Raw genomic sequence first — 21321 nt, forward strand, 5'->3', positions numbered from 1 at the left:
CACGACATCCTCCAGGGAGAACGCCATGCAAGACGGACGTACGACACTTTCGAAGTTCCTGATCGACACACTCGACCGCCAGCCGTCTTCCATGAGCACGGTGGAAACGGCGGGACTCTCGGCGCTCCTGATCGATGTGGCGGCCGCGATCAAATCGATTTCGGCGATGCTCACCAAAGGCTCGCTCGGCGGCAACTACGGGTCGGCGCAGACCGTCAACACGCACGGCGAGGAGCAGAAGAAGCTGGACGTCGCGACCAACGAGATCTTCGTGCAGCAATGCGAGTGGGACGGGCTGCTGGCGGCGATGGTGTCCGAGGAAATGGAGGACGTGTACGCGATTCCGGCGGCCTATCCGCGCGGCGACTATCTGCTGGCGTTCGACCCGCTCGACGGCTCGTCGAATATCGATATCAACGGCGTGGTGGGCTCGATTTTCTCGGTGCTGCGCACGAGCGGCGACCAGCAGGGCGCAGTGGGCGAGGCGGCGTTCCTGCGGCCGGGCTGCGAGCAGGCCGCGGCGGGCTACGCGGTCTATGGGCCGTCGACGATGCTCGTGCTGTCGGTCGGCAACGGCACGCATGGCTTCACGCTCGAACGCGACATCGGCAATTTCGTGCTCACGCATTCGAATATCCGCATTCCCGAAGACACGGTCGAATTCGCGATCAATGCGTCCAACGAGCGCTTCTGGGAGCCGCCCGTGCGCCGCTACGTTCAGGAGTGCAAGGACGGGCGCAGCGGCTGCCGCGCGCGCGACTTCAATATGCGCTGGATCGCATCGATGGTCGCGGAGGTGCATCGCATCCTGATGCGCGGCGGCGTCTTCATGTATCCGCGCGACTCGAAAACGCCGGCGATGGAAGGGCGCCTGCGCCTGCTGTACGAAGCGAACCCGATGAGCTTTCTGGTCGAACAGGCGGGCGGTCTGTCGATCACCGGGCGCGAGCGCATTCTCGACGTGCGTCCCCGCGCGCTGCATGGACGCGTGCCGGTGATTCTCGGCTCGAAGAACGAAGTCGAACGCATCGCGCGCTATCACGGCGAATACGATCGCGGCGAGGACAAGCCCTTTACGTCGCCGCTGTTCAGCCCGCGCTCGCTATTCCTGCCGGACTTCACGGCCTGACGCGCGGCTGACAGACCGCCCAAGGCCCGTCGAGAACGCGGCCAGAACATTGCCATCCGGAGACAAACGCATGTCAGTCAAGCACCCGATCATCGCGGTGACCGGTTCGAGCGGCGCCGGCACCACCACCGTGATGAAGAGCTTCACCCATATCTTCAGACGCGAGCACATCAACGCACAGATCGTCGAAGGCGACGCGTTTCATCGGTACGACCGCAACGGCATGCGCGCGGCGATGAAAGAGCATGAACGCGACGGTGCGCCGAACTTCAGTCATTTCGGTCCGCAGGCGAATCTGCTCGAAGAGCTCGAAGCGCTGTTCACGCGCTACGGCGAAAGCGGCACCGGACAATTGCGCCACTACGTGCACGACGCAGCCGAATCGCAGCTCTACAAACAGGATGGCGGCACCTTCACGCCTTGGGAGGACGTCGCGCCGGGCACCGATCTGATGTTCTACGAGGGTCTGCATGGCGCGGCCGTGACCGACAAGGTCGACATCGCGCGGCACGCGGACCTGCTGATCGGCGTGGTGCCGATCATCAACCTGGAGTGGATTCAGAAGCTGCACCGTGATCAGACGATGCGCGGGTACTCGCATGAAGCGGTGGTCGACACGATCTTGCGGCGCATGCCCGACTACGTGAACTACATCTGCCCGCAGTTCTCGCGCACCCATGTGAATTTTCAGCGCGTGCCGACCGTGGACACCTCGAATCCGTTTACCGCCCGCGAGATTCCACAGCCGGACGAGAGCTTCGTGGTGATCCGCTTCGCGCGGCCCAAGGGGATCGACTTCCAGTATCTGCTGACGATGCTGCACGACTCGTTCATGTCGCGCCCGAACGTGATCGTCGTGCCGGGCGGCAAGATGGGACTCGCGATGCAGCTGATCTTCACGCCGATGATTCTTCAACTGATCGACCGCCGCTCGCGCGCCTGATGCGCGCCGCGCACGCACACGACGATAGGCGTGTTCATATTGCAAGGAGAGATTCGATGAGTGCTGTCGCAGAATCGGTTGCCGTACCCGCCACCCGGCTGATGGCCGACGCGCTGCGCATGCTCGCGATCGATGCCGTGGAAGCGGCGAAGTCCGGGCATCCCGGCATGCCGCTCGGCATGGCCGAGATTGCCGTCGCGTTGTGGGACCGGCATCTGAAGCACAACCCGCGCAACCCGGCATGGCCCGACCGCGACCGTTTCATCCTGTCCAACGGACACGGCTCGATGCTGCTATACGGCCTGCTGCATCTGAGCGGCTACGCCCTGCCGATCGACGAGCTGAAGCGCTTTCGCCAGTTGCATGGCAAGACGCCGGGGCATCCCGAAGTAGGCGTCACGCCGGGCGTCGAAACGACCACCGGGCCGCTCGGACAAGGTCTCGCGAACGGCGTGGGCATGGCGCTCGCGGAGGCGCTGCTCGCGCGTGAATTCAACCGGCCCGGCCATCGGATCGTCGATCATCGCACGTACGTGTTCGTCGGCGACGGCTGTCTGATGGAAGGCATCTCGCACGAGGCGGCTTCGCTCGCCGGCACGCTGAAGCTCGACAAGCTGACGGTGCTCTACGACGACAACGGCATCTCGATCGACGGTCATGTCCAGCAATGGTTCGCCGACGACACGCCGGCACGCTTCGCGGCGTATGGCTGGCACGTGGTGCGCGAGGTGGATGGACACGACGTCGATGCGGTCGATCACGCGTTGCAGGGCGCGCGCGCCGCGGGCCGGCCGACGCTGATCTGCTGCCGGACGGTGATCGGCCAGGGCTCGCCGTCGAAGGCCGGGACTCACGACGTGCACGGCGCGCCGCTCGGCGCGGACGAGGTCGCACGGACTCGCCGCGCGCTCGGCTGGCCGCACCCGCCGTTCGAGATTCCGAGCGAAATTCGCACGCTGTGGGACGCAAGCGCGCGTGGCCTTGCCGCCGAAGCCGACTGGTCCGGGCGCTTCGAAGCGTACCGCCAGCACTATCCGGCAGAGGCCGCCGAGTTCGAACGGCGCGTGCAAGGCGAGCTGCCCACGCATTGGCGCGACGCGGTCCGCGCACTGGTGCGCGACGCCGATGGCGCGGCCGAATCGATTGCAACGCGCAAAGCCTCGCAGCAGGCGATCGCCGCGCTCGCGCGCAACTTGCCGGAGCTGCTCGGCGGCTCGGCCGATCTGACCGGCTCGAACCTGACGGACTGGCAGGGCGCGGCCGATGTCCGCACCGACGACGGCGGCCTGCAGGGCGGCAATTATCTGCACTACGGCGTGCGCGAATTCGGCATGAGCGCGGTGATGAACGGCATCGCGCTGCATCGCGGCTACCTGCCGTTCGGCGGTACGTTCCTCACGTTCTCCGACTATTCGCGCAACGCGCTGCGCATGGCCGCGCTGATGAGGACGCGCTCGATCTTCGTCTTCACGCACGATTCGATCGGGCTCGGCGAAGATGGGCCGACCCACCAGGCGGTCGAACATGCGGCGAGCCTCAGGCTGATTCCGCGGCTGGATGTGTGGCGTCCGTGCGATACGGTCGAGACCGCCCAGGCGTGGGTCTGCGCGGCCGAACGGCAAGGGCCTTCCTGTTTGCTGCTGAGCCGGCAGAACTTGCCGTTCGTCACGCGCTCGCCTGAGCAGATCGCCGCAATCGCGCGGGGCGCTTATGTGCTGCGCGACTGGCCGGGCGATTCGGCGCATGCGCAAGCTTCACGCGTCGTGCTCATCGCAACCGGCTCCGAAGTCGCACTCGCGCTCGACGCCGTCGCGCCGCTCGAAGCCTCGGGCATCGCCGCACGCGTCGTTTCGATGCCATCCACCACGGCATTCGACCGGCAATCCCCCGCGTGGCGCGAAGCGGTGTTGCCGCCGGGCGTGCCGCGTATCGCGATCGAGGCGGGCGTCACGGCGTTCTGGCGGCAATACGTGGGGCTCGACGGCGGCGTCGTGGGCATCGATTCGTTCGGTGAATCAGCCCCTGCCGCAGCGTTGTTCGCGCACTTCAACCTGACCGTGCAGGCGTTGGTGGACGAAGCACGCCGCGTCGCGCACGCCACACGTTGATCCGATTTCATTTCATGGAGTCTGCCATGGCCTTCATCACCCTGCGGCAACTGCTGGATCACGCGGCCGAACACGACTACGGCGTGCCCGCGTTCAACGTCAACAACATGGAGCAGATCCACGCGATCATGCAAGCCGCCCAGGCCACCGACAGCCCGGTGATCCTGCAGGCGTCGGCGGGTGCGCGCAAATATGCCGGCGAGCCTTACCTGCGCCATCTCGTGCTCGCCGCGCTGGAGGCGCACCCGGAAATTCCGCTGGTGCTGCATCAGGATCACGGCGCGAGCCCCGCGGTGTGTCAGCAGGCGATCCGCTCGGGCTTCACGTCGGTGATGATGGACGGCTCGCTGCTGCCGGACCAGAAGACGCCCGCGGCCTACGACTACAACGTCGACGTGAGCCGCCGCGTCGTGGAAGCCGCGCACGCGGTCGGCGTGTCGGTCGAAGGCGAACTGGGCTGCCTCGGTTCGCTCGAAACCGGCACGTCAGGCGAGGAGGACGGTGTCGGCGCGCAAGGCCAGCTCGCGCGCAAAGACCTGCTCACCGATCCGGACGAAGCGCGGCGTTTCGTCGAAGCAACCGGCGTCGACGCGCTTGCGATTGCGATCGGCACCTCGCATGGCGCGTACAAGTTCAGCCGCCAGCCGAGCGGCGACCTTCTCGCGATCGACCGGATCGCTGACATTCATGAACGGATTCCGAACGCGCATCTCGTGATGCATGGTTCGTCGTCGGTGCCGCAGGAATGGCTCGCGGTGATCCGCGAATATGGCGGCGAGATCCCGACGACCTACGGCGTGCCGGTCGAAGAGATCCGGCGCGGCATCGCGCATGGCGTGCGCAAGGTCAACATCGACACCGACATCCGCCTCGCGATGAGCGGCGCGCTGCGCAGGTCGCTCGCGAACGCGCGTTCCGAGTTCGATCCGCGCGCGGCGCTGAAGGCCGCGACGGCGGCGGCCAGCGCGATCTGCGTCGAGCGTTTCGAGGCGTTTGGCTGCGCGGGCCAGGCGGCACGTATCAAACCGCTCCCGCTCGACGCGATGGCGTGCCGCTATCACTGAGCACCGGGCACCGAGCACTTGCAAGGAGACGATGATGCGGGAATTCCTGATTGCTCCGTCGCTACTGTCGGCGGATTTCGCCCGTCTTGCCGACGAGATTCGCGACGTGACGGCGGCCGGCGCGGACTGGATCCATCTCGATGTGATGGACCACCACTACGTGCCGAACCTCACCGTCGGGCCGCTGGTGTGCTCGGCGATCCGGCCGTACACAACGGTGCCGTTCGACGTGCATCTGATGACCATGCCGGTCGATCCGCTCGTCGGCGCTTTTGCCCAGGCGGGTGCGAATCTGATCAGCTTTCATCCCGAGGCGTCGCTGCATGTGCATCGGACCATCGAACTGATCCGCTCCCACGGTGTGCGCGCGGGACTCGCGCTCAATCCGGGCACACCGCTCGCGGTGCTCGATCACGTGATGGAAATGCTCGATGTCGTGCTCGTGATGTCGGTCGATCCGGGGTTCGGCGGCCAGGCATTCATTCCGGAAACGCTCGACAAGCTGCGCCTGCTGCGCGCGCGGGTCGACACGATGATGCAGCGTACCGGGCGGCCGTTGCTGATCGAAGTCGACGGCGGGGTGAAGGCGTCGAACATCGCGCGGATTGCCGCGGCGGGCGCCGATGTGCTGGTCGCGGGTTCGGCCGTTTTCGGCGCCGCCGATCGCGCTCAAGCGATCGGGCGGCTGCGCGACGAGCTGGATACCGTGAAGGCGGGCACCGGCATGGCGGAAATCGATGGGTGAGCGGGGCGGTTCCCGAACGTCCGTCAGCCTTTCTTCATCGTCTCGCCGGGCGCGCGCCAGACAAGCAGATCTTCTTCGGGCCGGTCGAGCGCGCAGCCCCAGTCGAGCGGCTGGTCCTGATCGAAGCGCTTGCCGAGCCGCCAGGCGATCTCCGCGCGAGCGAGTTGCACGCCCATATAGAACGCGTGGCCGCCGTCGCTGTCGAGCTTCAGATGCGGATAGAGTGCGAACGGATCGTCGCCGCGCCGATGTCCGTCGCGGTTGTAGACATGAATGCCTTCGGCGCTGATCTGCACGCGGAAATTCGGATCGCGCACACCACGGGCAAGCTCGTCGATCTCGTCGGCGCTATACGGAAACGGACGTTTCGCGTGGACGGTCGCGAGATCGCTGCTGATCCCTTTCGGCAGCACTTGCGCGTCGCGCGCGGCATGCATCACGCGGCGCGCGACGTCGGCTTCGCGCAGCGCGCGCCGCGCATGCAGGCTCACCGACGTGGTGAGCACCGCGCCGATGCGCAGTTCGGCGGCCATGCCAAGCAGCACCGCGTTGATTCCGCTCGTATCGGCTTCGGTCAACTCCGTCACGTTGCCGATGCCCATCATGATCGCGATGTCGGGATAACGTTCGCGCAAGCGGACGTAGCGCGCAATCGACGCGGCGAGCCCGAATGGAATCGGGTCGAGAATCGGATCGGCCAGGAACGCGCGGCCGCGCGCGGATAGCTGACCGATCGCGGCGTCGAGCGAGGCCGGGTCGCCTGGCTCGCGCGCGACGAGGATCGGCGTCGACGGCACCTCGTCGGCGATCCACAGCGTATCGAGGTTCAGGCTCATCAGGTAGTCGGCGCCCGCGCGGCCGCCGCGCAACAGTTCGTCGGTGCGCATCGAATCGACGCTCACGCGATAGCCTCCGACCTTGAGCCGCCGCACCGCGTCTTCGAGATGGGGAAACGGTGTTTCAGGCAGGCAGCCTATGTCGATGACGTCGGCGCCCTGGGCGGCATACTCGCGCGCCCGCGCGGCGATGCCGTCCAGGTCGAGGCGCGGTGCGTCGACGATCTCCGCGAAGATTTCCGTCTCGTAACGGCTCAGGTCGAACGGCTTCGCCTTGCGGCCGAAAAATTGCGGCAAATCCTTGACCTCTTCGGGACCGCGTTCGAACGGCACGCCATAGTGACCAGCCAGCATGTCGAGATCGCCCCGGCAGCGACCCGGCACGATCACTCGCTGCGCGTTCAGCGGTGCGGGCACGCGGCGCAGAATCAGGTCGGCCGTCATCAACGCGGCGACTTGCAGACCGATTTCGCGGACCTCCCAACTGAACGGCGTCGGCGCCATGCTGTCGAGCACGCGCAGCAGGCTCGGTTCCGCCAGCCGGCCAGTCAGGAAGAGGATGTGGTCCATGCGAGATCGAGGGTCGACAGGCGTTCACCGAGCGCCGCTTTGAGTTCGTCGAGCGAGCGGACGAGCGTCGTATATTCGAAGCGCGACAGGCGCTCAACGTTGTCGAGTTCGATGGTCCGTGGACGCAGTTCGACCCATTCATCCGGGCTGTGCGTGACCACGGTCGGTTCGGTGTCGCATGCAAAGACGATGCCCGGGATGCATTGCTTGCCGGCCTGCGCGTACATGTTGGTCGGCAGCGTATCCGAGATGCCGTACGCGCATTTGGCGACCGTGTTGCTGGTGGCCGGCGCGATCACCACCGTGTGATAGATGCCGTGATAGAGCATCCCGACCGGCACGCCGCTCGCGCTGTTGTCGCGCAGCACGCGAAAGTTTTCGCGCAGCTTGTCGAGTGACCAGCCATAAAGCGGCAGCACTTCCTCCGCGGCCGCGGACAGAAAGAGATCCACGCGCGGCAACTGCAGCGCGAGCGCGATGGATTCTTCGAGCAGATGGCCCGAGCCGGTCACGCACCACGCGAAGCGCGCGTCCGGCTTGAAGTCGGCGAGATCGCGTGCGGGCGTGTGGGTCATGCGTCGTCGAGATCGAGCGGCATCCCGTCGGACGGCGAGCCTTCATGCGAGAGCCGGATGTGCAGCCGGCGCATCTTGCGGTACAGCGTGTTGCGGCTGATGCCGAGCGCCTTCGCAACGTTGCTGACGTTCCAGCGGTGCTCGTCGAGCAGTGACAGCACGGTTTCGCGCTCGTTCAACTGGATCGCGTTGAGCGCTGAGATGTCCGCGTCGTCGGCAAGATGCGCGTCCATCTCCGCAGTGGCGAGGTGCAGGGCGGTCGGCATATCCATCGCCGGCGTGCGTTGCGTGACTTCGGGCGGCAAGTGCTCACAGCAGATCGGCTGGCCGTCGGAAAGTGCTATCGCCATTTGCAACACGTGGCGCAGTTGGCGGATGTTGCCCGGCCACTCGTAAGTCAACAATGCGTGTTCGGCTTGCGGGCTCAGTTCGGGCGGATCGTCGGTCTCGTTCGCGAGCAGATGGTGGATCAGCGGGAGCTTGTCGAGCCGGTCGCGAAGCGCAGGCAGATTCAACTCGACGCCCTTGAGCCGGTAGTACAGGTCCTCGCGGAATAGCCCGCTACGTACCAGTTCGAGCAGGTTGCGGTGGCTCGCGCTGATCAGCTGGAAATTGACCTTGACGGTGGTTTCGGCGCCGAGCGGCGTGACCTCGTGTTCCTCGATGACGCGCAGCAAGCGCGCCTGCAAGACGAGCGGCATGTCGCCGATTTCATCAAGGAACAGGGTGCCGCCGTTGGCCTGCACGATCTTGCCGCGCCGTCCCTCGCGCTGTGCGCCGGTGAACGCGCCGGCGCGATAACCGAACAGTTCGCTTTCGATCAGGTTCTCGGGCAGCGACGCGCAGTTGACCGGGACGAAGGGCCCATCGGCGTGCGGGCTGATGCTATGCAGCGCCTGCGCAAAGACTTCCTTGCCGGTGCCGGTTTGCCCGCGCAGCACGATCGGAATCTTGCGTTGGATCACGCGCGCGGCCAGCTGGATTTGCGAAGCCATGCGCGGGTCGCCGAACTCCAGGTGCGCGATCTCGTCGAGCTTCGGCGACGGTGCGCGTTTGTCGGGCGCGCTGTTGCGCGCGGTGGGGTCGGTCACGAGCACCCGCGTGACGCGCCCGGCGCTGTTCTGCGGGGTCTGCGCGACGAGGAAGAAGCGGTTCGTCGCGTTCGCGCTATAGACGGTGACCGGATGGAACGATCCGCGGATGCTGCGCGCGATCATGTCTTCGAGCGAAGCATTGAAGGCCTCCTCGATGCGCCGGCCCCGCAGTTCGCTGAGCGAGCGGAAGCCGAGCTGGAACAGCGCGCTGCGATTCGCTGCGAGCACCGTGCTGTCGTCCGCGACCGCGAGCTTGCCGCCGTGCAGGGTGCCGACGAATTCCGGGCGGCTGTGGAAGTGAATCATGTTCGCGTGGCGGTAACGCGCATCCAGCAAACGGTTTTCGATCATCTGCCTCGACATGCCGACGAGTACCAGCGAGTGCTGCTGCAGCAGCTTCGAACGGCTCGTGACATCGAGCACGCCGGCGATCTCGCCGCTGTCGTCGAAGATCGGCGCGGCGGAGCAGGTGAGCGACGTGTAACGCGGATAAAAATGCTCGTGCTGGCAGACCGCGATGCAGTCGCGCTCGGCAAGACAGGTGCCCATGCCGTTGGTGCCGGCCTCGCGCTCGCTCCACAGCGCGCCGACCCGAAAGCCGTCGTCGGCAACCGCCTCGGCAAACGGCACGGACGACACCTGATGAACGATCACGCCGCCCGAGTCGACCAGCACGACCGCGAGTTCGGGGTCGGCCAGTTGTTGATAGAGCGTCGTCATCTCCAGCTTCGAACAGGCAATCAGATCGCCGAGCGCTTCACGGCGTGCGCTTAGTTCGTACTGCGTGAGGACTGGTGGGTGACGAAACGGGAGGGGTCAAGCTGGAATTCGTTGATGCAGCGTGCCCACGACTGGGCGACGGATTCGCTCGTCGGGCGCGTCGTCAATTGATGATGGACGACGTTCAAAACCTCTCGGACGTGCGTATTGCTGTCAGCAAGCAACGACATGGGGTTTGTCTCCGTTGCGTCATTCCGGGCATGCTATTACGCACGCCTCGCATGCCGCTATATGAATCCTGAATTCCCCTGGCGCCTCGAAATCTTGCGTTCGCATGCGCCTACGCGACCGGCCGTGCTATCTGGCGGTTCCTTAAAACTCTACGCCCGATGTCGCCTGGGTTCAACAAGAAGTCGCATTATCTCTACGCACCGCGCCCGATACTTGCTTTTACCGACTCGTTGCCTCGTTGACGGACGCAACGCCGCGGGCATGTCGCAGCATTGGCACACAGTGTGCCGCCCGCCGTTTCAGCCGTTCCCGATCTGTTGCTTTGACCAGGCCGCGCCGCGGCGGAGTACACCATGGATCGTCTCGATACCGTTCGCCTAACCGCTTTCCCCAGCATCGGCTCCGATGCCAGCGCGTTGCCCGAACGCATGGATATCGTGTTCATCGAAAACTTCATCGGCCAGACAGTCATCGGCATCGACCGCAGCGAGCAGCACGTCCCGCAGCCCGTGCGCATGAACCTCGCAATCGGCGTACCCGCGATCCGCGCGTGCAGCACGGACCGGATCGAAGACACGGTCAACTATGCGGCGGTACGCGGTGCGCTGCTCGCGCTGTTCGAGTCGCATCGAGTGCGCCTGCTGGAGGCGCTCGCGGAGCACATCGCGCAATTGCTGATCGCCGATTTCGGCGCTCACTGGGTGCGCGTGTCCCTTGCGAAGCCGGCGAAATTCGACGACGTGGCGGCCGTGGGCGTCCAGATCGAACGGCGCCGCAGCGACCCGCCGGCAGAAGGTGCTGGCCTCGTCGGTTACGCGTCGCTCGGCAGAGGGCTGGTGCCGAACTGAGCGGCACGGATAGGTGGCGCCGCATCGTGAGGGGCGCCGCTGTCGTATTCAAGGGATCCGCGGTTCATTCATGCGCACTGCATCATTTCGCAACTGTGGGCGTTTTCTGCGGACCCAGTCCACACGTCTGGTACGCAGTGGTCTGCAGCGCGCGGAATTTCTTCGTTTGCGACTTCGCACGATCGACACGGAACTCGTTGCCGCCTTCGCCGCCGAGCGTGGCGTACTTCGAGAAGGTCGACTGCTCGACGAACTCGTCGTAAGGCAGCGCGGCCGCCATCTTGTCGATCACACATGAGCATTTATAGACGTTCACGAAATCATGACCGTTGTCGTCCATGCAAGTCAGCACGTATTCCACACGGCCTTCGGTCGGATAGTTGTAGCCTTGCGCCGCAGCGGCTGGCCTCGGCGCGTGACCGGCCGCACAGGCAAGCGGTCCTGCCAGCGCCAGGCTGGTGAAAACGAACAGCGCGCGGCATCTTATGGTCATAGTGTGCCTCTGTCAGAGCATTGAGCCTGTTTCGCGAACTGATGTGCCGTGAGCGACGTGACGGGATGCGCGAGGAGGCGGGCCCTTGCGCCGGCGCCGCGTCTCCTCACCTGTCGTGCGGCGTCAGTTCGGCGCGAACGGATGCGCGACGGTGCCTTTTTTCGCCACCACTTCCGCTGCGCTCGGTTCGCCGTTGACGGCGCGCTTGATCGCCTCGCGCGTGGCCTGGTAGTTGAACTGCTGGATCTTCTTGTCGTCCTCCGCCTGCCAGTGAATGAAGACGCCGACGCACAGGAACAGGTCGTCGGCCTCGTCCTTGGGGATGGTGCCGTCTTCGACACTGTCGGCGACCGCAAGGGCTACCGCGTGCTGCGCAGGGCCAAACATCTGGACGGCCTGCTTGGCGCCCTTGATCGTCACCTTGTTGAACAGGATCGTGTTCGGCTTGGTGAGCAGATTCGGCGCGACGACGGCGAGCAACGATGTGAAGCCATCCTTATTGTTGGTGAGTGCATTGCAGAATGCGGTTTCCGCAGCCGAACCTCGCGGTCCGATCAGCAAGTCGATATGCGCGACCTCGTTGCCGTCGCCGATGAGCGACTCTCCGATCATGACGCGGTTGATCTTGGCCATTCTGTTCCTCCGATGTGTGAGTACGGACCTGCTGACTGGCCGCTGCCTGCTGTCATTCCGAATCTGCATCGCAGGACAGCGTGTTGATGCACGGTGGTACTAACTAACATTTTTCGTGCCAAGACCCGGCGCGGCAGATGTGACGCGCGTCCCTCAGCGGATTTTCAGGCAACCGGCGACGAACAGTGTGGCCACCGCCAGATCCGCGCTGGTGCCGGGGTTGATTGCGCGAGCCTTCAGTTCGGCATCCCATGCGTCGAGTCGCGCGGACACCGGCGCGCGTAGCAATTGAAGCGGCGTTTTCCGCCACAGCGCGCGCTGTTCGCGTGCCGCAAGCGTGACACTCTGCGCCAGCGCCATGCCGTGCTTGCGCACAATGTGAGAGTCGGGCCAGCCGCCGAGGAAGGCGAGGAACACGTTGAGCATCGCTACCTCGGGCGCATCGGACGGCGCGTCGCGATAGGCCGCGAGCCCGGTTTCAAAAATGTCGTGAAACCCGTTCGCGTATTGACGGGCGATGCTGTCGCGGTCGCCGGCGAGTTGCATCGCGTCGCGCAAGCCGACCGTGGGCGCCGCGTGGACCGATTGCTCGGGCGCGTCGCCGAGGCCGCCCGGATTGGCGAGGGCGATCGCGCGGTAGGCGAGGCGGGCGTCGTCGACATCGAGGCTCGCCAGCACGCGTGTGGCGGCTTCGCGCCAGCCTGGCGCGGACAGGGTTCGCCCGGTGTGTTCGAGGGCCGCGGCGAGCGGCGCGACGAGCAGCACGATGCCGAGGTTCGTGTTGCAGCCGACCGTGTCACGCGTGCGCGTGACCGCATCGAGAATGCGCTGGCCGACCGGTGCGCCGCGTGCGAGAAGCGCGTCGGCCGCGGCCTCCGCGCTGGCGAGGAACTGGGCCGCGCTCATCCCGTGTCCCGGACTTTGCACGCTGACGTTGCCGGGCTTGGGCGTGGCGACGTCCAGCGCGCAGGCTGCGAGCAACGCCGCGCGAACCTGTTCGGGCGGGATCGCACCGGCCTCAGGCATGACGTCCGGGCCACACGGCGAAGGCCGGCTCCTCGGTTTGCTCGACCTGGCGCAGCCGCGCCGCGAGCTTGCGATCGAGCAGGTCGCCGGCGAGCGCCGCCGCGAGGTCGACCGGCGTGACCGACTGCAAGCCGCGCCATGCCGCCACGCCGTTGACTTCGAGCACGAGTGGGCGCGCGGCATCGTCCGGATTGGGGATCAGGTCCACGCCGGCATAGTCGAGCCCGAGCGCGGAGGCGGCTCGCACGGCCGTTTGCGCGAGCGGCGCATCGAGTTCGGCCGGCTCGCAGAGCGCGCCTTGTGCGAAGTTGTGAATCCAACCCTTGCCGCCGATGCGCCGCATCGCCGCAACAGCGTGCCCGCCGATCACCAGCACGCGCCAGTCGAAGCCGGGCCGCGCCCCGGGCACAAAGCGCTGCAGGTAAGCGACCTGCTGGTAACGCGCCAGCGACGGCAATGGCGCGAGCAATCCGCCACGCGCGCCGAGCCGTTTGAGTCCGTGGCCTTGTGAGCCGAATAGCGGCTTGAGCACGACCTGACGGCCCGCGGCCGCTTCGCGCATCAGTACGCGTTGTGCGAACGCCGCCGATTCGCCGGCCCAGGTCGGCGGTGTCGGCACGCCGGCGCGGTGCAGCAGGAAGCTGGTCATCGATTTGTCGACGCTGCGCTCGATCGCGCGCGCGTCGTTGTAGACCGGCACGCCCGATTCGCGCAGCGCATGCAGAATGCCGAGCCGCAGCGTCACCTGCTCGAACGTGCCGCCCGCGATGCCGCGCACGAAGACCGCGTCGGGCAGCGCGTGGCCAAAGCCCGGCACAACCAGTCCGTGAGGTTGCCACGTGGTGTCGATCCGGCAATCCGCGAGATCGACGCAGCGCGCCTCGGCGCCGCGCGCGCGGAACGCTTTCTTCAGGCGTCCGGTGTGCCAGCCGGTTTCATCGGTCATGATCGCGATGCGCACGCCCGCGTGGGCGGCGTTGGGGTCCGCGTCCGGATTTGCGCCGGTCTGCGTGAGCGTCATGGCGCGACGGTCTTGCCGCCCCACTGATCCTGAAGCAACGCGCTCTCGATGCGCCCGCCATGATAGGTCGCGCCACTTTCGAGGCTGCTCACCCAGACCTCGGCGGGCGCGAACAGCGCCGGATCGATCTGGTAGAAGTCGAAGTTGAACGACGTGAAGATGTCCGCAAACGGCCGCCCGTAATCGCGCGAATTGGCGGCGGGCAAGGTGTCGGCGAGGCGTCGCGCGACTTCGTCGTGCTTCACGGTCAGATGCACGCGGCCGCCGTAGAGGATCGCGTCGTTGGTGCGGCCCATCGCCTGAATCCCGTCCCGCGCGGGCGGCGGCAACGGCGCCGCGCCCGCGCCTTCCACCACTTCGTCCAGCGGCACGCCGAGCACGTGCACTTTGTGCAATGCAACTTCGACGACGCGCGCCACGACCTGTACCGTTCCCGCGACAGACTGTGTCGGCGTGACGACCAGCGTGAGCCGGTCGGGCGCGAGGCCGCAATCGCGCAACACCTTGTCGATCGCGATCGGGGGCGGCAGGCGGTCCACTTCGAGTACCAGCGCTCCGCGATCGTGGTGGTCGCGATAGCCGAGTTCGGAGAACAGCGGCTCCTTGACGGCCAGCGCGCGCGCGGGACCGGAGCCGAGCGAAAAGAACTTCTTGCCGCCGGTCTGTTCTTTGGTCGCCGACAGGCTCCACCCGGCGTACTGGCTGCCGAGACAGGCCAGCACCGGTGACGACGTGTGCACGTCGATCATGGTGGGCCAGAGCGGCGCCGCGTCGAAGTTCGAGCGCACGGCGACGCGGCCGAGGCCGCCCATGCAGATGCGCGCGATCAGCACCCCGGCGTCGATGCTGCCGCGCGCGTCGACGCCGGCATCCACGATGACCGTGCCGTCGGCCGTGCGGGTGATCGCGACGCCGAGGCGCGCCGCCTCGTCGACGAGCCGGGCGACGAGAGGCTCGCTCAGCGCGTTGACGCCCGGCGCGGCGGACTGCCGGGAAGCCTCAGAAGTGGAATGGGATGCAGGCATGGTCGGGTTCATTGCAGGTTTCGATTCGTTGCACGACGCGCGCATGCTGCGCATCGAGCGCGCGCCGCGCCGCGTCCGCCGAAGCAGCGCGCAACAGCAGCGTACAGACGGGTTGGCCCGCCTCGACGCGCGTGCCGGGCATCGGCACGTCGTGACAGCTGGGATCGAGCAGGCAGGTATCGGAGAAGCCCGCTGACACGGTGAACGCCCTGGGCGCGAATAGCACGCGCTGGCCCGCGCACCAGCGCGGCTGACGGGCCAACGCCGTGCTCGCGGTCGAGGGCGGCCGGCCGCCACGGCATGCATCAAGGTGGCAGGCGAGCAGTCCGTGCGGCCACGCATCGGGCGACGCGGCTTCGTACAGCGCCATCGTGGCCGAAGGCCGCGCGTTGATTTCGAGCACTTCGAACGCATCGCCGTCGAGCAGGAAGTCGCAACTGTTGATGCCGGCGAGACCAGTGCGCTCACAGAGGGAGTCGAGCGCTTCCAGCACGCGTGCCGCGACCTGCGGCGGCACAGCGATCGGACCGATCGAGCCGGCATGCACGAACGCCAGATCGCCCGCCGTGCAGGTCAGTTGCTCGGCGAAACCGATCGGGTGCGCGCGGCCTCGCGCGCCGATGAATAGCACCGACAGCGGCCGGCCGTTGCTGATTCGCTGGAAATAGCCTTGTGCCGGCAAGGCCTTCGCATCGGGCGCCGAAGCCGCCCTGATGTGCGTGCCTCCGCAGCCGTGCGCATCCTTGACCAGCCAGCCCTCGGCCGTCGGGGGCCGCGTGAAGGAGACGGCAGGATGCGCGATATGCAGCGCGTCGAGCAGCGCGAAAAAGCGCCGTGGCTCGCGTACGGCAGCGTTCGTCTCGGCATCGTTGCCGATGAATCGGGGCAAACCGGGCTCGCGCAACAGTTGCACCATCAAGGGTTCGAGCCCGCTGGCGCCGATCCAGCCGAGGAAATGCGGCAGGTGCGCGACGCGCGTGAGCGCGTCGGTGAGCCGTGCCCGATCGATCGCCAGCGCGCCGTCGCCGATGTCGAACCAAACCTCCGACGCCTCGCGCGTATCGCGGTCGCCGAAGACATCGAGCGCGGCGACGCGCAGGCCCGCGCGCAGCGCGGACTGCGCGAGCAGACGCACGGACAGTCCGGCTACCGCGACGAACGGTGCGTGCGCGAGCGGCGGGCGCGACTTCATGACCGCCAGCTCAGCCGAGCCCGGCGGCGACCGCGCGGGCCTCGTCGAACGCTTGCGGAAAGCCCAGGTAGACCGGCTTGCCGCCCGTGCGCATCCGCATGAACAGCCGGTGTTCGACCTGATACTTGACGTTGCCGATCGCCAGTGCGCCGATGCCGACCGCGCCCGCATTCGGCACGCCGTCGATGGGCTTGCCGTCGTTCATCACGTTGACGCCGGCAATGCCTTCCGGCGGTACCGCGTTGACATCCGCGGCGATCAATAGACGTTTGGCATGCGCCAGATCGTCGCTGCCGATCACCTGAACGCCCGCGATCGCGGTGGCAAGCACGATCTCCGCTTCGGCCAGCGCGCTGCGCAATTCGTCCGGTGTCGCCGTGCCGATGCCGTTGATCACGATCCCGAAACGCTGGTTGATGTCGGCCGCGACGCCCAGCGCGCGAGCGGCGCTGTGGTGGCTCGCGATCGTCACATCGGCGCCGCGCGAGGCGGCCATCACCGCCGCGACGCGCCCGACCGCGCCGGTGCCGCCGAGAATCAGCACGCGCTTGCCGCCCAGTTCCATGCCGTGCTGTTTGCCCAGATGACGTTCGACCAGCGCGACGAGCGCCGCCGCTGTCGTGTACGAACCGCTCGGATCGGCGAACACCGAGACTTCGAACGGCGAGACCATTGCTTTGCGCGCGGTGTCGAGCATGTCGGCGGCCTGCATCACGTCGCGTCCGCCGATGAAGATGCCGGTGCGCGACACCCCTTTGGGGCCGCGGGAAAAAATCGCGTCCTGGGTCAGGTTGGCGACCATGCCGGCTTCGACGCCACAATACGGCACGATGACCTGGTAGCCAGCGTCGGCCGCCATGTTGACGTCGAACGGACTGATTTGCGGCGTGGCCGTGAACATGTGCAGGATATAGGGCCTTTCAATGGTTTCGGACATGGCAGCAGGCTCGTTTCAGTTGCGATCTCGGGGCGGCGCAAGGGATGGGCTCAGGGGAACCCGCGCTCAGCGATCTCCGTGCGGGCGCCGCGCGCGGCGCAGTCAGTGATGGATAACGGAGCGGCATCATGCGGCGTCGATGGGCTGGGCACGCGCCTCGGCGCTGCGGATGGCCGCGCCGCTATTTCGTCCCGCGGCGACCGTGCATTCGATGTGCGGCATCGCGCGGGCAGCTTCTCGCGCCGTGGCGAGCGCGCTGGCGGCCGCGCGCGCATTCGCGACAATTGCAAAACCCGTCGGCCCCCACGAAGTCTGGCCGATGCCCGCCGCTCGCTCTGCCGCGACCGCGCGCAACACGCGCTCGACATCGGGACTCGCGAACACGCCGCCTTGCGCGCTGGCGAAGTATTCGCCGATGGTCTGCTGCATTTCGGTGAGACCCGCCGCGAACGGCGCGAAGTCGCGCTCCGCGGCGCCCGGCAGGATCCGCATCAGCACCAGATGACACAAATGCGCGGCAAGCCGCTGCGGGAACGGCGCGAGTGAGGCGAGCGCGCGGCGTTCCTCTACGCCGTGCAAACCCTCGCGGCTGTGGTCGCTCACGAGGAGCACGCGCCAGTCGTCCGGAAACGGCTGGCGCGCGAGCAGCGGCGGTGGGCTCTGGCGCAGATCGCCGGCCGGTCCGCCGTCCAGCAGCAGGCCGCCGGATTCGAATCCGAGAATGCCGATGCCGGAACGGGCGCCGCGCCCGAGCAGGCTGGCCAGTTCGGCGCTGCTCGCCGGGTGGCCGACCAGGCGCACGAACGCGGTGCCCACGGCCAGCGCCAACTGCGTGCCGGAACCGAGGCCGGTGTGCGCGCGCGGCGCACGAGCGACGTTGATGGCGAGCGTGGCCGGTCCGTAAGCTGCCTGCAGCCGCGCCAGGCAAAGCGCGATGCGCTCGCGTTCTGCTTTGCTCAGCGCGCCCTCGATCTGTTCATGCTCCGCGAGGCGCGCTTCGAGCCGGGTGCCCTGCGCGTCGATGACCAGGCCCAGGCTGCCGAACGCGCGCCCGAGCGACGCGTTCGGGTCGAGAAAGCCCAGATGCAGGCGCGCGGGCGCATCGATCGTGACAGCCTGGTGAGGCGGGAGGCGGCGAAACTGAAGCGGCATCGCAAGTGTCCTTGTGGGTGCGCTGAACAGGGTTTGGCCGAAGGGCGCCCATGAATCCGGCGCAGGCCATAACGGCAGCGCGCCGGGCGACTTCAAGCAGAAGCCGTACCAGGCGCTGGCGATGGCCGCCGCCGCTGTCAGTCGCCGCCGCGGGACGCGCCCGGTGCCACGGTGTCTCGCATGCGCATGGACGCTGTGTGACGTCGAAGGTGCACTGTGTCACCGGCTGTTGTGGCAGCGCACGGCGTCCGGCAGCGAGGAATGCGCGCCACTGGCGGCGCCCCCGGCTGCGTTTTCAGCTGCCTTGCGCGGGTTTCGGCGCGTCGTACTTGATATAGCGGAAGCGCTGGTCGTCGGACGGCGTGCCTTCGAGCGGGCCGTCTTCGAGGCCGGGTTGCCACTGGATCACGGATTCCATTTTCGTGGCGAGCGCGAAGTCTTTGTCCGTGATGCCCTTGGCGCTATGCGTCTTGAGCTTCACGGTGACGAATGCATAGGAGACCGTCAGATCCGGATGATGCCAGGCGGCTTCGGCGAGATGGCCCACCGTGTTGACCACCATCAGCGTTCCCTTCCAGCCTTCGGTCCGGTACTTGCGCCGTAGCCAGCCGTCTTCGAGATACCAGTGCTGGAGCGGACCGACGAGGCGTTGCTGGACTTCGTCGTCGGAATAGACCTGCTCTGCGTTTGCCATGACCGCTGCTCCTCGGATGCGGGAACCGCCCGCCGAACTACATATTGCTGCAAATCACGGCCAGTGGCGCGGACAGGACTCGCAAAGGACACGTTCCGTATCACGGAAGTGACACAGTATGTGTCGCGCCGGGTGGCGCAACCGCGTCAAGGTCGTCACACCAGGACGCCGATCGCGCAGGACACAAAGGCCGCGACGCGAAGCGCGAATGGAGCACAAGGGCTTGCATGCGGGACGGCGCCCATTGCCGCCACTTTCCGGCATGGAATATGCGTTGGTCCTTTATGCGCCGCCAAGCCTGACATCGATCGGGCCAGGGCGCTGATCGTTACCTGCACTCGAGAAGGCGCGCACGATGCGACGAGGTAGCGTGGGTCATTCGTGAGTTGAACAGCAGGACAATTCTGGAGGAGACATGAACTTACGCACCGTAGTTCTTGGGCTCTCGATCCTCGCATCGGCAGCCTTTGGCTCTATCGCCGCACAAGCCGATTCGCAGCTCGACGGCCTGATGAAGAATCCATCCAACTGGGCGGCCCAGGCGGGCGACTATGCGAATCACCGCTACAGCCCGCTCAAGCAGATCAACGAGAACAATGTCGGCAAACTGCAGGTCGCATGGACCATGTCGACCGGCGTGCTGCGCGGCCACGAAGGCGCGCCGCTCGTGATCGGCGACACGATGTACATCCACTCGCCGTTCCCCAACAAGGTCATCGCCATCAACCTGAAGGATCAGACGTTCATCTGGCAGTATCAGCCGAAACAGGACGAACAGGTCGTCTCCGTGATGTGTTGCGACACCGTCAACCGCGGTCTCGCCTACGGCGACGGCAAGATCTTCCTGCAGCAGGCCGACACCAAGCTCGTGGCGCTCAACGCGAAGACCGGCGAGGTGGTCTGGACCGCGCAGAACGGCAATCCCAAAGCGGGTGAGACCAACACCAACGCGCCGCACGTATTCGGCGACAAGGTGCTGACCGGCATCTCGGGCGGCGAATTCGGCGTGCGCGGACGTCTCATTGCTTATGACATCAAGACCGGCAAGCCGGTCTGGACTGCCTACAGCACGGGCCCCGACAACGAGATGCTGCTCGACCCGCAGAAGACGATGACCTATACCGACGGCAAGATGGTGCCGGTGGGCGCGGACTCGTCGCTCAAGTCGTGGAAGGGCGATCAGTGGAAGCTGGGCGGCGGGACCACGTGGGGCTGGTATGCGTGGGATCCTAAACTCAACCTCATCTATTACGGCACCGGCAATCCGGGCACATGGAACCCGACGCAACGTCCGGGCGACAACAAGTGGTCGATGTCGATCTTCGCGCGCGACCTGAATACCGGCCAGGCCAGGTGGGTCTACCAGATGACGCCGCACGACGAATGGGATTATGACGGCGTCAATGAAATGATTCTGTCCGACCTGAACATCGACGGCAGGAAGGTGCCCGCGATCGTGCACTTCGATCGCAACGGTTTCGGCTACACGCTCAATCGCGAGACCGGACAGCTGCTCGTCGCGCAGAAGTACGACCCCGCAGTGAACTGGGCTGACCGCGTCGACATGAAGAGCGGCCTGCCGATCCGCAACGCGGCGTACTCGACCCAGGCAGCCGGCTCCGATCACAACGTGAAGGGCATCTGCCCGGCGGCGCTCGGCTCCAAAGACCAGCAACCGGCGGCGTTCGATCCGGGTTCGAGTCTCTTCCTCGTGCCGACCAACCATGTCTGCATGGACTACGAACCGTTCGATGTCGACTACGTGTCGGGACAGCCGTATGTCGGCGCCACGCTGTCGATGTATCCGGGACCGAACGACAACAACGCGATGGGTAACTTCATCGCGTGGGATGCGAGCAAGGGCAAGATCGTCTGGTCCAAGCCGGAGAAGTTCTCGGTCTGGTCGGGCGTGCTCGCCACGGCTGGCGGCGTTGCGTTCTACGGCACGCTCGAAGGCTACATCAAGGCGGTCCGGATCAAGGACGGCAAGGAACTGTGGCGCTTCAAGACGCCGTCGGGGATTATCGGCAACGTCTTTACCTACGAGTACCAGGGCAAGCAGTTCATCGGCGTGTACTCGGGCATCGGCGGCTGGGCCGGCATCGGTATGGCGGCCGGGCTGGAAAAGTCGACCGAAGGTCTGGGCGCGGTCGGCGGCTATCGTGAACTGGCGAAGTACACCGCGCTCGGCGGCACGCTCTTCGTGTTCGCGATTCCCGGCGGCGAGAAAAGCTGAATGACCGGGGCGCACTGATACGAACGGCCGACGCGTCTGTTGCAGCAGG

At 66.2% G+C, this 21321-nt stretch carries 18 protein-coding genes and 1 pseudogene; 7 read left to right on the forward strand and 12 right to left on the reverse strand.

Going from position 1 to position 21321, the window contains the following annotated elements:
• Nucleotides 1–25 precede the first annotated feature (25 nt).
• From PQR02_RS12290 to rpe, 5 genes are all read left to right on the forward strand, one after another.
• Nucleotides 26–1129 (forward strand): class 1 fructose-bisphosphatase, encoded by a 1104-nt coding sequence (locus PQR02_RS12290; protein WP_408230379.1) that lies wholly within the window; start codon nucleotides 26–28, stop codon nucleotides 1127–1129.
• 70 nt (nucleotides 1130–1199) lie between these two features.
• Nucleotides 1200–2072, forward strand: coding sequence for a phosphoribulokinase (locus PQR02_RS12295; RefSeq protein WP_408230382.1), 873 nt, complete (start codon nucleotides 1200–1202; stop codon nucleotides 2070–2072).
• A gap of 56 nt (nucleotides 2073–2128) precedes the next feature.
• Nucleotides 2129–4180, forward strand: coding sequence for a transketolase (gene tkt, locus PQR02_RS12300; protein ID WP_408230385.1), 2052 nt, complete (start codon nucleotides 2129–2131; stop codon nucleotides 4178–4180).
• Nucleotides 4181–4206: 26 nt separating this feature from the next.
• Entirely contained in the window at nucleotides 4207–5244 is a 1038-nt protein-coding gene (fba, locus tag PQR02_RS12305; protein ID WP_408230388.1) for a class II fructose-bisphosphate aldolase, read from the forward strand.
• Nucleotides 5245–5278: 34 nt separating this feature from the next.
• A complete protein-coding gene (gene rpe / locus PQR02_RS12310; protein ID WP_408230391.1) occupies nucleotides 5279–5989 on the forward strand; it encodes a ribulose-phosphate 3-epimerase in 711 nt (236 codons plus the stop codon).
• 23 nt (nucleotides 5990–6012) lie between these two features.
• Here the strand turns inward: rpe and PQR02_RS12315 are convergent, their stop codons facing one another.
• The 3 genes and pseudogenes from PQR02_RS12315 to PQR02_RS12325 form a co-directional block, all read right to left on the reverse strand.
• Nucleotides 6013–7395 (reverse strand): DUF6513 domain-containing protein, encoded by a 1383-nt coding sequence (locus tag PQR02_RS12315; protein WP_408230394.1) that lies wholly within the window; start codon nucleotides 7393–7395, stop codon nucleotides 6013–6015.
• The gene (locus PQR02_RS12320) at nucleotides 7374–7970 is read right to left on the reverse strand and encodes a flavoprotein (protein WP_408230397.1); all 597 of its coding nucleotides are present in this window, start codon (nucleotides 7968–7970) and stop codon (nucleotides 7374–7376) included. The genes PQR02_RS12315 and PQR02_RS12320 overlap by 22 nt, the downstream gene beginning before the upstream one ends.
• A pseudogene (locus tag PQR02_RS12325) lies at nucleotides 7967–10014 on the reverse strand (sigma-54-dependent Fis family transcriptional regulator). The gene PQR02_RS12320 and the pseudogene PQR02_RS12325 overlap by 4 nt, the downstream one beginning before the upstream one ends.
• A gap of 354 nt (nucleotides 10015–10368) precedes the next feature.
• Here PQR02_RS12325 and PQR02_RS12330 point away from each other — a divergent pair.
• Entirely contained in the window at nucleotides 10369–10863 is a 495-nt protein-coding gene (locus PQR02_RS12330) for a dihydroneopterin aldolase (RefSeq protein WP_408230400.1), read from the forward strand.
• An 82-nt stretch (nucleotides 10864–10945) separates the two neighbouring features.
• Here the strand turns inward: PQR02_RS12330 and PQR02_RS12335 are convergent, their stop codons facing one another.
• The 9 genes from PQR02_RS12335 to PQR02_RS12375 form a co-directional block, all read right to left on the reverse strand.
• Entirely contained in the window at nucleotides 10946–11356 is a 411-nt protein-coding gene (locus PQR02_RS12335) for a hypothetical protein (protein WP_408230403.1), read from the reverse strand.
• A gap of 123 nt (nucleotides 11357–11479) precedes the next feature.
• Nucleotides 11480–11989, reverse strand: coding sequence for a formaldehyde-activating enzyme (fae, locus tag PQR02_RS12340; protein WP_408230406.1), 510 nt, complete (start codon nucleotides 11987–11989; stop codon nucleotides 11480–11482).
• Nucleotides 11990–12142: 153 nt separating this feature from the next.
• A complete protein-coding gene (locus PQR02_RS12345) occupies nucleotides 12143–13015 on the reverse strand; it encodes a triphosphoribosyl-dephospho-CoA synthase (protein ID WP_408230409.1) in 873 nt (290 codons plus the stop codon).
• Nucleotides 13008–14036, reverse strand: a complete 1029-nt coding sequence (locus PQR02_RS12350) for an ATP-grasp domain-containing protein (protein ID WP_408230412.1) — start codon at nucleotides 14034–14036, stop codon at nucleotides 13008–13010. The genes PQR02_RS12345 and PQR02_RS12350 overlap by 8 nt, the downstream gene beginning before the upstream one ends.
• The gene (gene mch / locus PQR02_RS12355) at nucleotides 14033–15073 is read right to left on the reverse strand and encodes a methenyltetrahydromethanopterin cyclohydrolase (protein ID WP_408230415.1); all 1041 of its coding nucleotides are present in this window, start codon (nucleotides 15071–15073) and stop codon (nucleotides 14033–14035) included. Before mch ends, PQR02_RS12350 begins: the two co-directional genes overlap by 4 nt.
• Nucleotides 15036–16253, reverse strand: coding sequence for an ATP-grasp domain-containing protein (locus PQR02_RS12360; RefSeq protein ID WP_408230417.1), 1218 nt, complete (start codon nucleotides 16251–16253; stop codon nucleotides 15036–15038). The genes mch and PQR02_RS12360 overlap by 38 nt, the downstream gene beginning before the upstream one ends.
• A 10-nt stretch (nucleotides 16254–16263) precedes the next feature.
• A complete protein-coding gene (locus tag PQR02_RS12365; protein WP_408230420.1) occupies nucleotides 16264–17190 on the reverse strand; it encodes an NAD(P)-dependent methylenetetrahydromethanopterin dehydrogenase in 927 nt (308 codons plus the stop codon).
• Nucleotides 17191–17316: 126 nt separating this feature from the next.
• Entirely contained in the window at nucleotides 17317–18342 is a 1026-nt protein-coding gene (locus tag PQR02_RS12370) for a beta-ribofuranosylaminobenzene 5'-phosphate synthase family protein (protein ID WP_408230423.1), read from the reverse strand.
• A gap of 295 nt (nucleotides 18343–18637) precedes the next feature.
• Entirely contained in the window at nucleotides 18638–19036 is a 399-nt protein-coding gene (locus tag PQR02_RS12375) for a 4a-hydroxytetrahydrobiopterin dehydratase (RefSeq protein ID WP_408230426.1), read from the reverse strand.
• Between the two features lie 415 nt (nucleotides 19037–19451).
• Here PQR02_RS12375 and PQR02_RS12380 point away from each other — a divergent pair, with 415 nt between their 5' ends.
• Nucleotides 19452–21272 (forward strand): methanol/ethanol family PQQ-dependent dehydrogenase, encoded by a 1821-nt coding sequence (locus tag PQR02_RS12380; RefSeq protein WP_408230429.1) that lies wholly within the window; start codon nucleotides 19452–19454, stop codon nucleotides 21270–21272.
• Nucleotides 21273–21321 lie beyond the last annotated feature (49 nt).

The organism is Paraburkholderia sediminicola (assembly GCF_046026895.1).
In the GTDB taxonomy this organism is placed as follows: domain Bacteria; phylum Pseudomonadota; class Gammaproteobacteria; order Burkholderiales; family Burkholderiaceae; genus Paraburkholderia; species Paraburkholderia sediminicola_C.

Coding starts and splice junctions, on each gene's coding strand:
- PQR02_RS12320 (WP_408230397.1), bottom strand. CDS start 7,970: ATGACCCACACGCCCGCACGCGATCTCGCCGACTTCAAGCCGGACGCG.
- PQR02_RS12295 (WP_408230382.1), top strand. CDS start 1,200: ATGTCAGTCAAGCACCCGATCATCGCGGTGACCGGTTCGAGCGGCGCC.
- fba (WP_408230388.1), top strand. CDS start 4,207: ATGGCCTTCATCACCCTGCGGCAACTGCTGGATCACGCGGCCGAACAC.
- rpe (WP_408230391.1), top strand. CDS start 5,279: ATGCGGGAATTCCTGATTGCTCCGTCGCTACTGTCGGCGGATTTCGCC.
- mch (WP_408230415.1), bottom strand. CDS start 15,073: ATGAACCCGACCATGCCTGCATCCCATTCCACTTCTGAGGCTTCCCGG.
- PQR02_RS12370 (WP_408230423.1), bottom strand. CDS start 18,342: ATGCCGCTTCAGTTTCGCCGCCTCCCGCCTCACCAGGCTGTCACGATC.
- fae (WP_408230406.1), bottom strand. CDS start 11,989: ATGGCCAAGATCAACCGCGTCATGATCGGAGAGTCGCTCATCGGCGAC.
- PQR02_RS12350 (WP_408230412.1), bottom strand. CDS start 14,036: ATGACGCTCACGCAGACCGGCGCAAATCCGGACGCGGACCCCAACGCC.
- PQR02_RS12335 (WP_408230403.1), bottom strand. CDS start 11,356: ATGACCATAAGATGCCGCGCGCTGTTCGTTTTCACCAGCCTGGCGCTG.
- PQR02_RS12330 (WP_408230400.1), top strand. CDS start 10,369: ATGGATCGTCTCGATACCGTTCGCCTAACCGCTTTCCCCAGCATCGGC.
- PQR02_RS12360 (WP_408230417.1), bottom strand. CDS start 16,253: ATGAAGTCGCGCCCGCCGCTCGCGCACGCACCGTTCGTCGCGGTAGCC.
- PQR02_RS12375 (WP_408230426.1), bottom strand. CDS start 19,036: ATGGCAAACGCAGAGCAGGTCTATTCCGACGACGAAGTCCAGCAACGC.
- PQR02_RS12290 (WP_408230379.1), top strand. CDS start 26: ATGCAAGACGGACGTACGACACTTTCGAAGTTCCTGATCGACACACTC.
- PQR02_RS12315 (WP_408230394.1), bottom strand. CDS start 7,395: ATGGACCACATCCTCTTCCTGACTGGCCGGCTGGCGGAACCGAGCCTG.
- PQR02_RS12380 (WP_408230429.1), top strand. CDS start 19,452: ATGAACTTACGCACCGTAGTTCTTGGGCTCTCGATCCTCGCATCGGCA.
- PQR02_RS12345 (WP_408230409.1), bottom strand. CDS start 13,015: ATGCCTGAGGCCGGTGCGATCCCGCCCGAACAGGTTCGCGCGGCGTTG.
- PQR02_RS12365 (WP_408230420.1), bottom strand. CDS start 17,190: ATGTCCGAAACCATTGAAAGGCCCTATATCCTGCACATGTTCACGGCC.
- tkt (WP_408230385.1), top strand. CDS start 2,129: ATGAGTGCTGTCGCAGAATCGGTTGCCGTACCCGCCACCCGGCTGATG.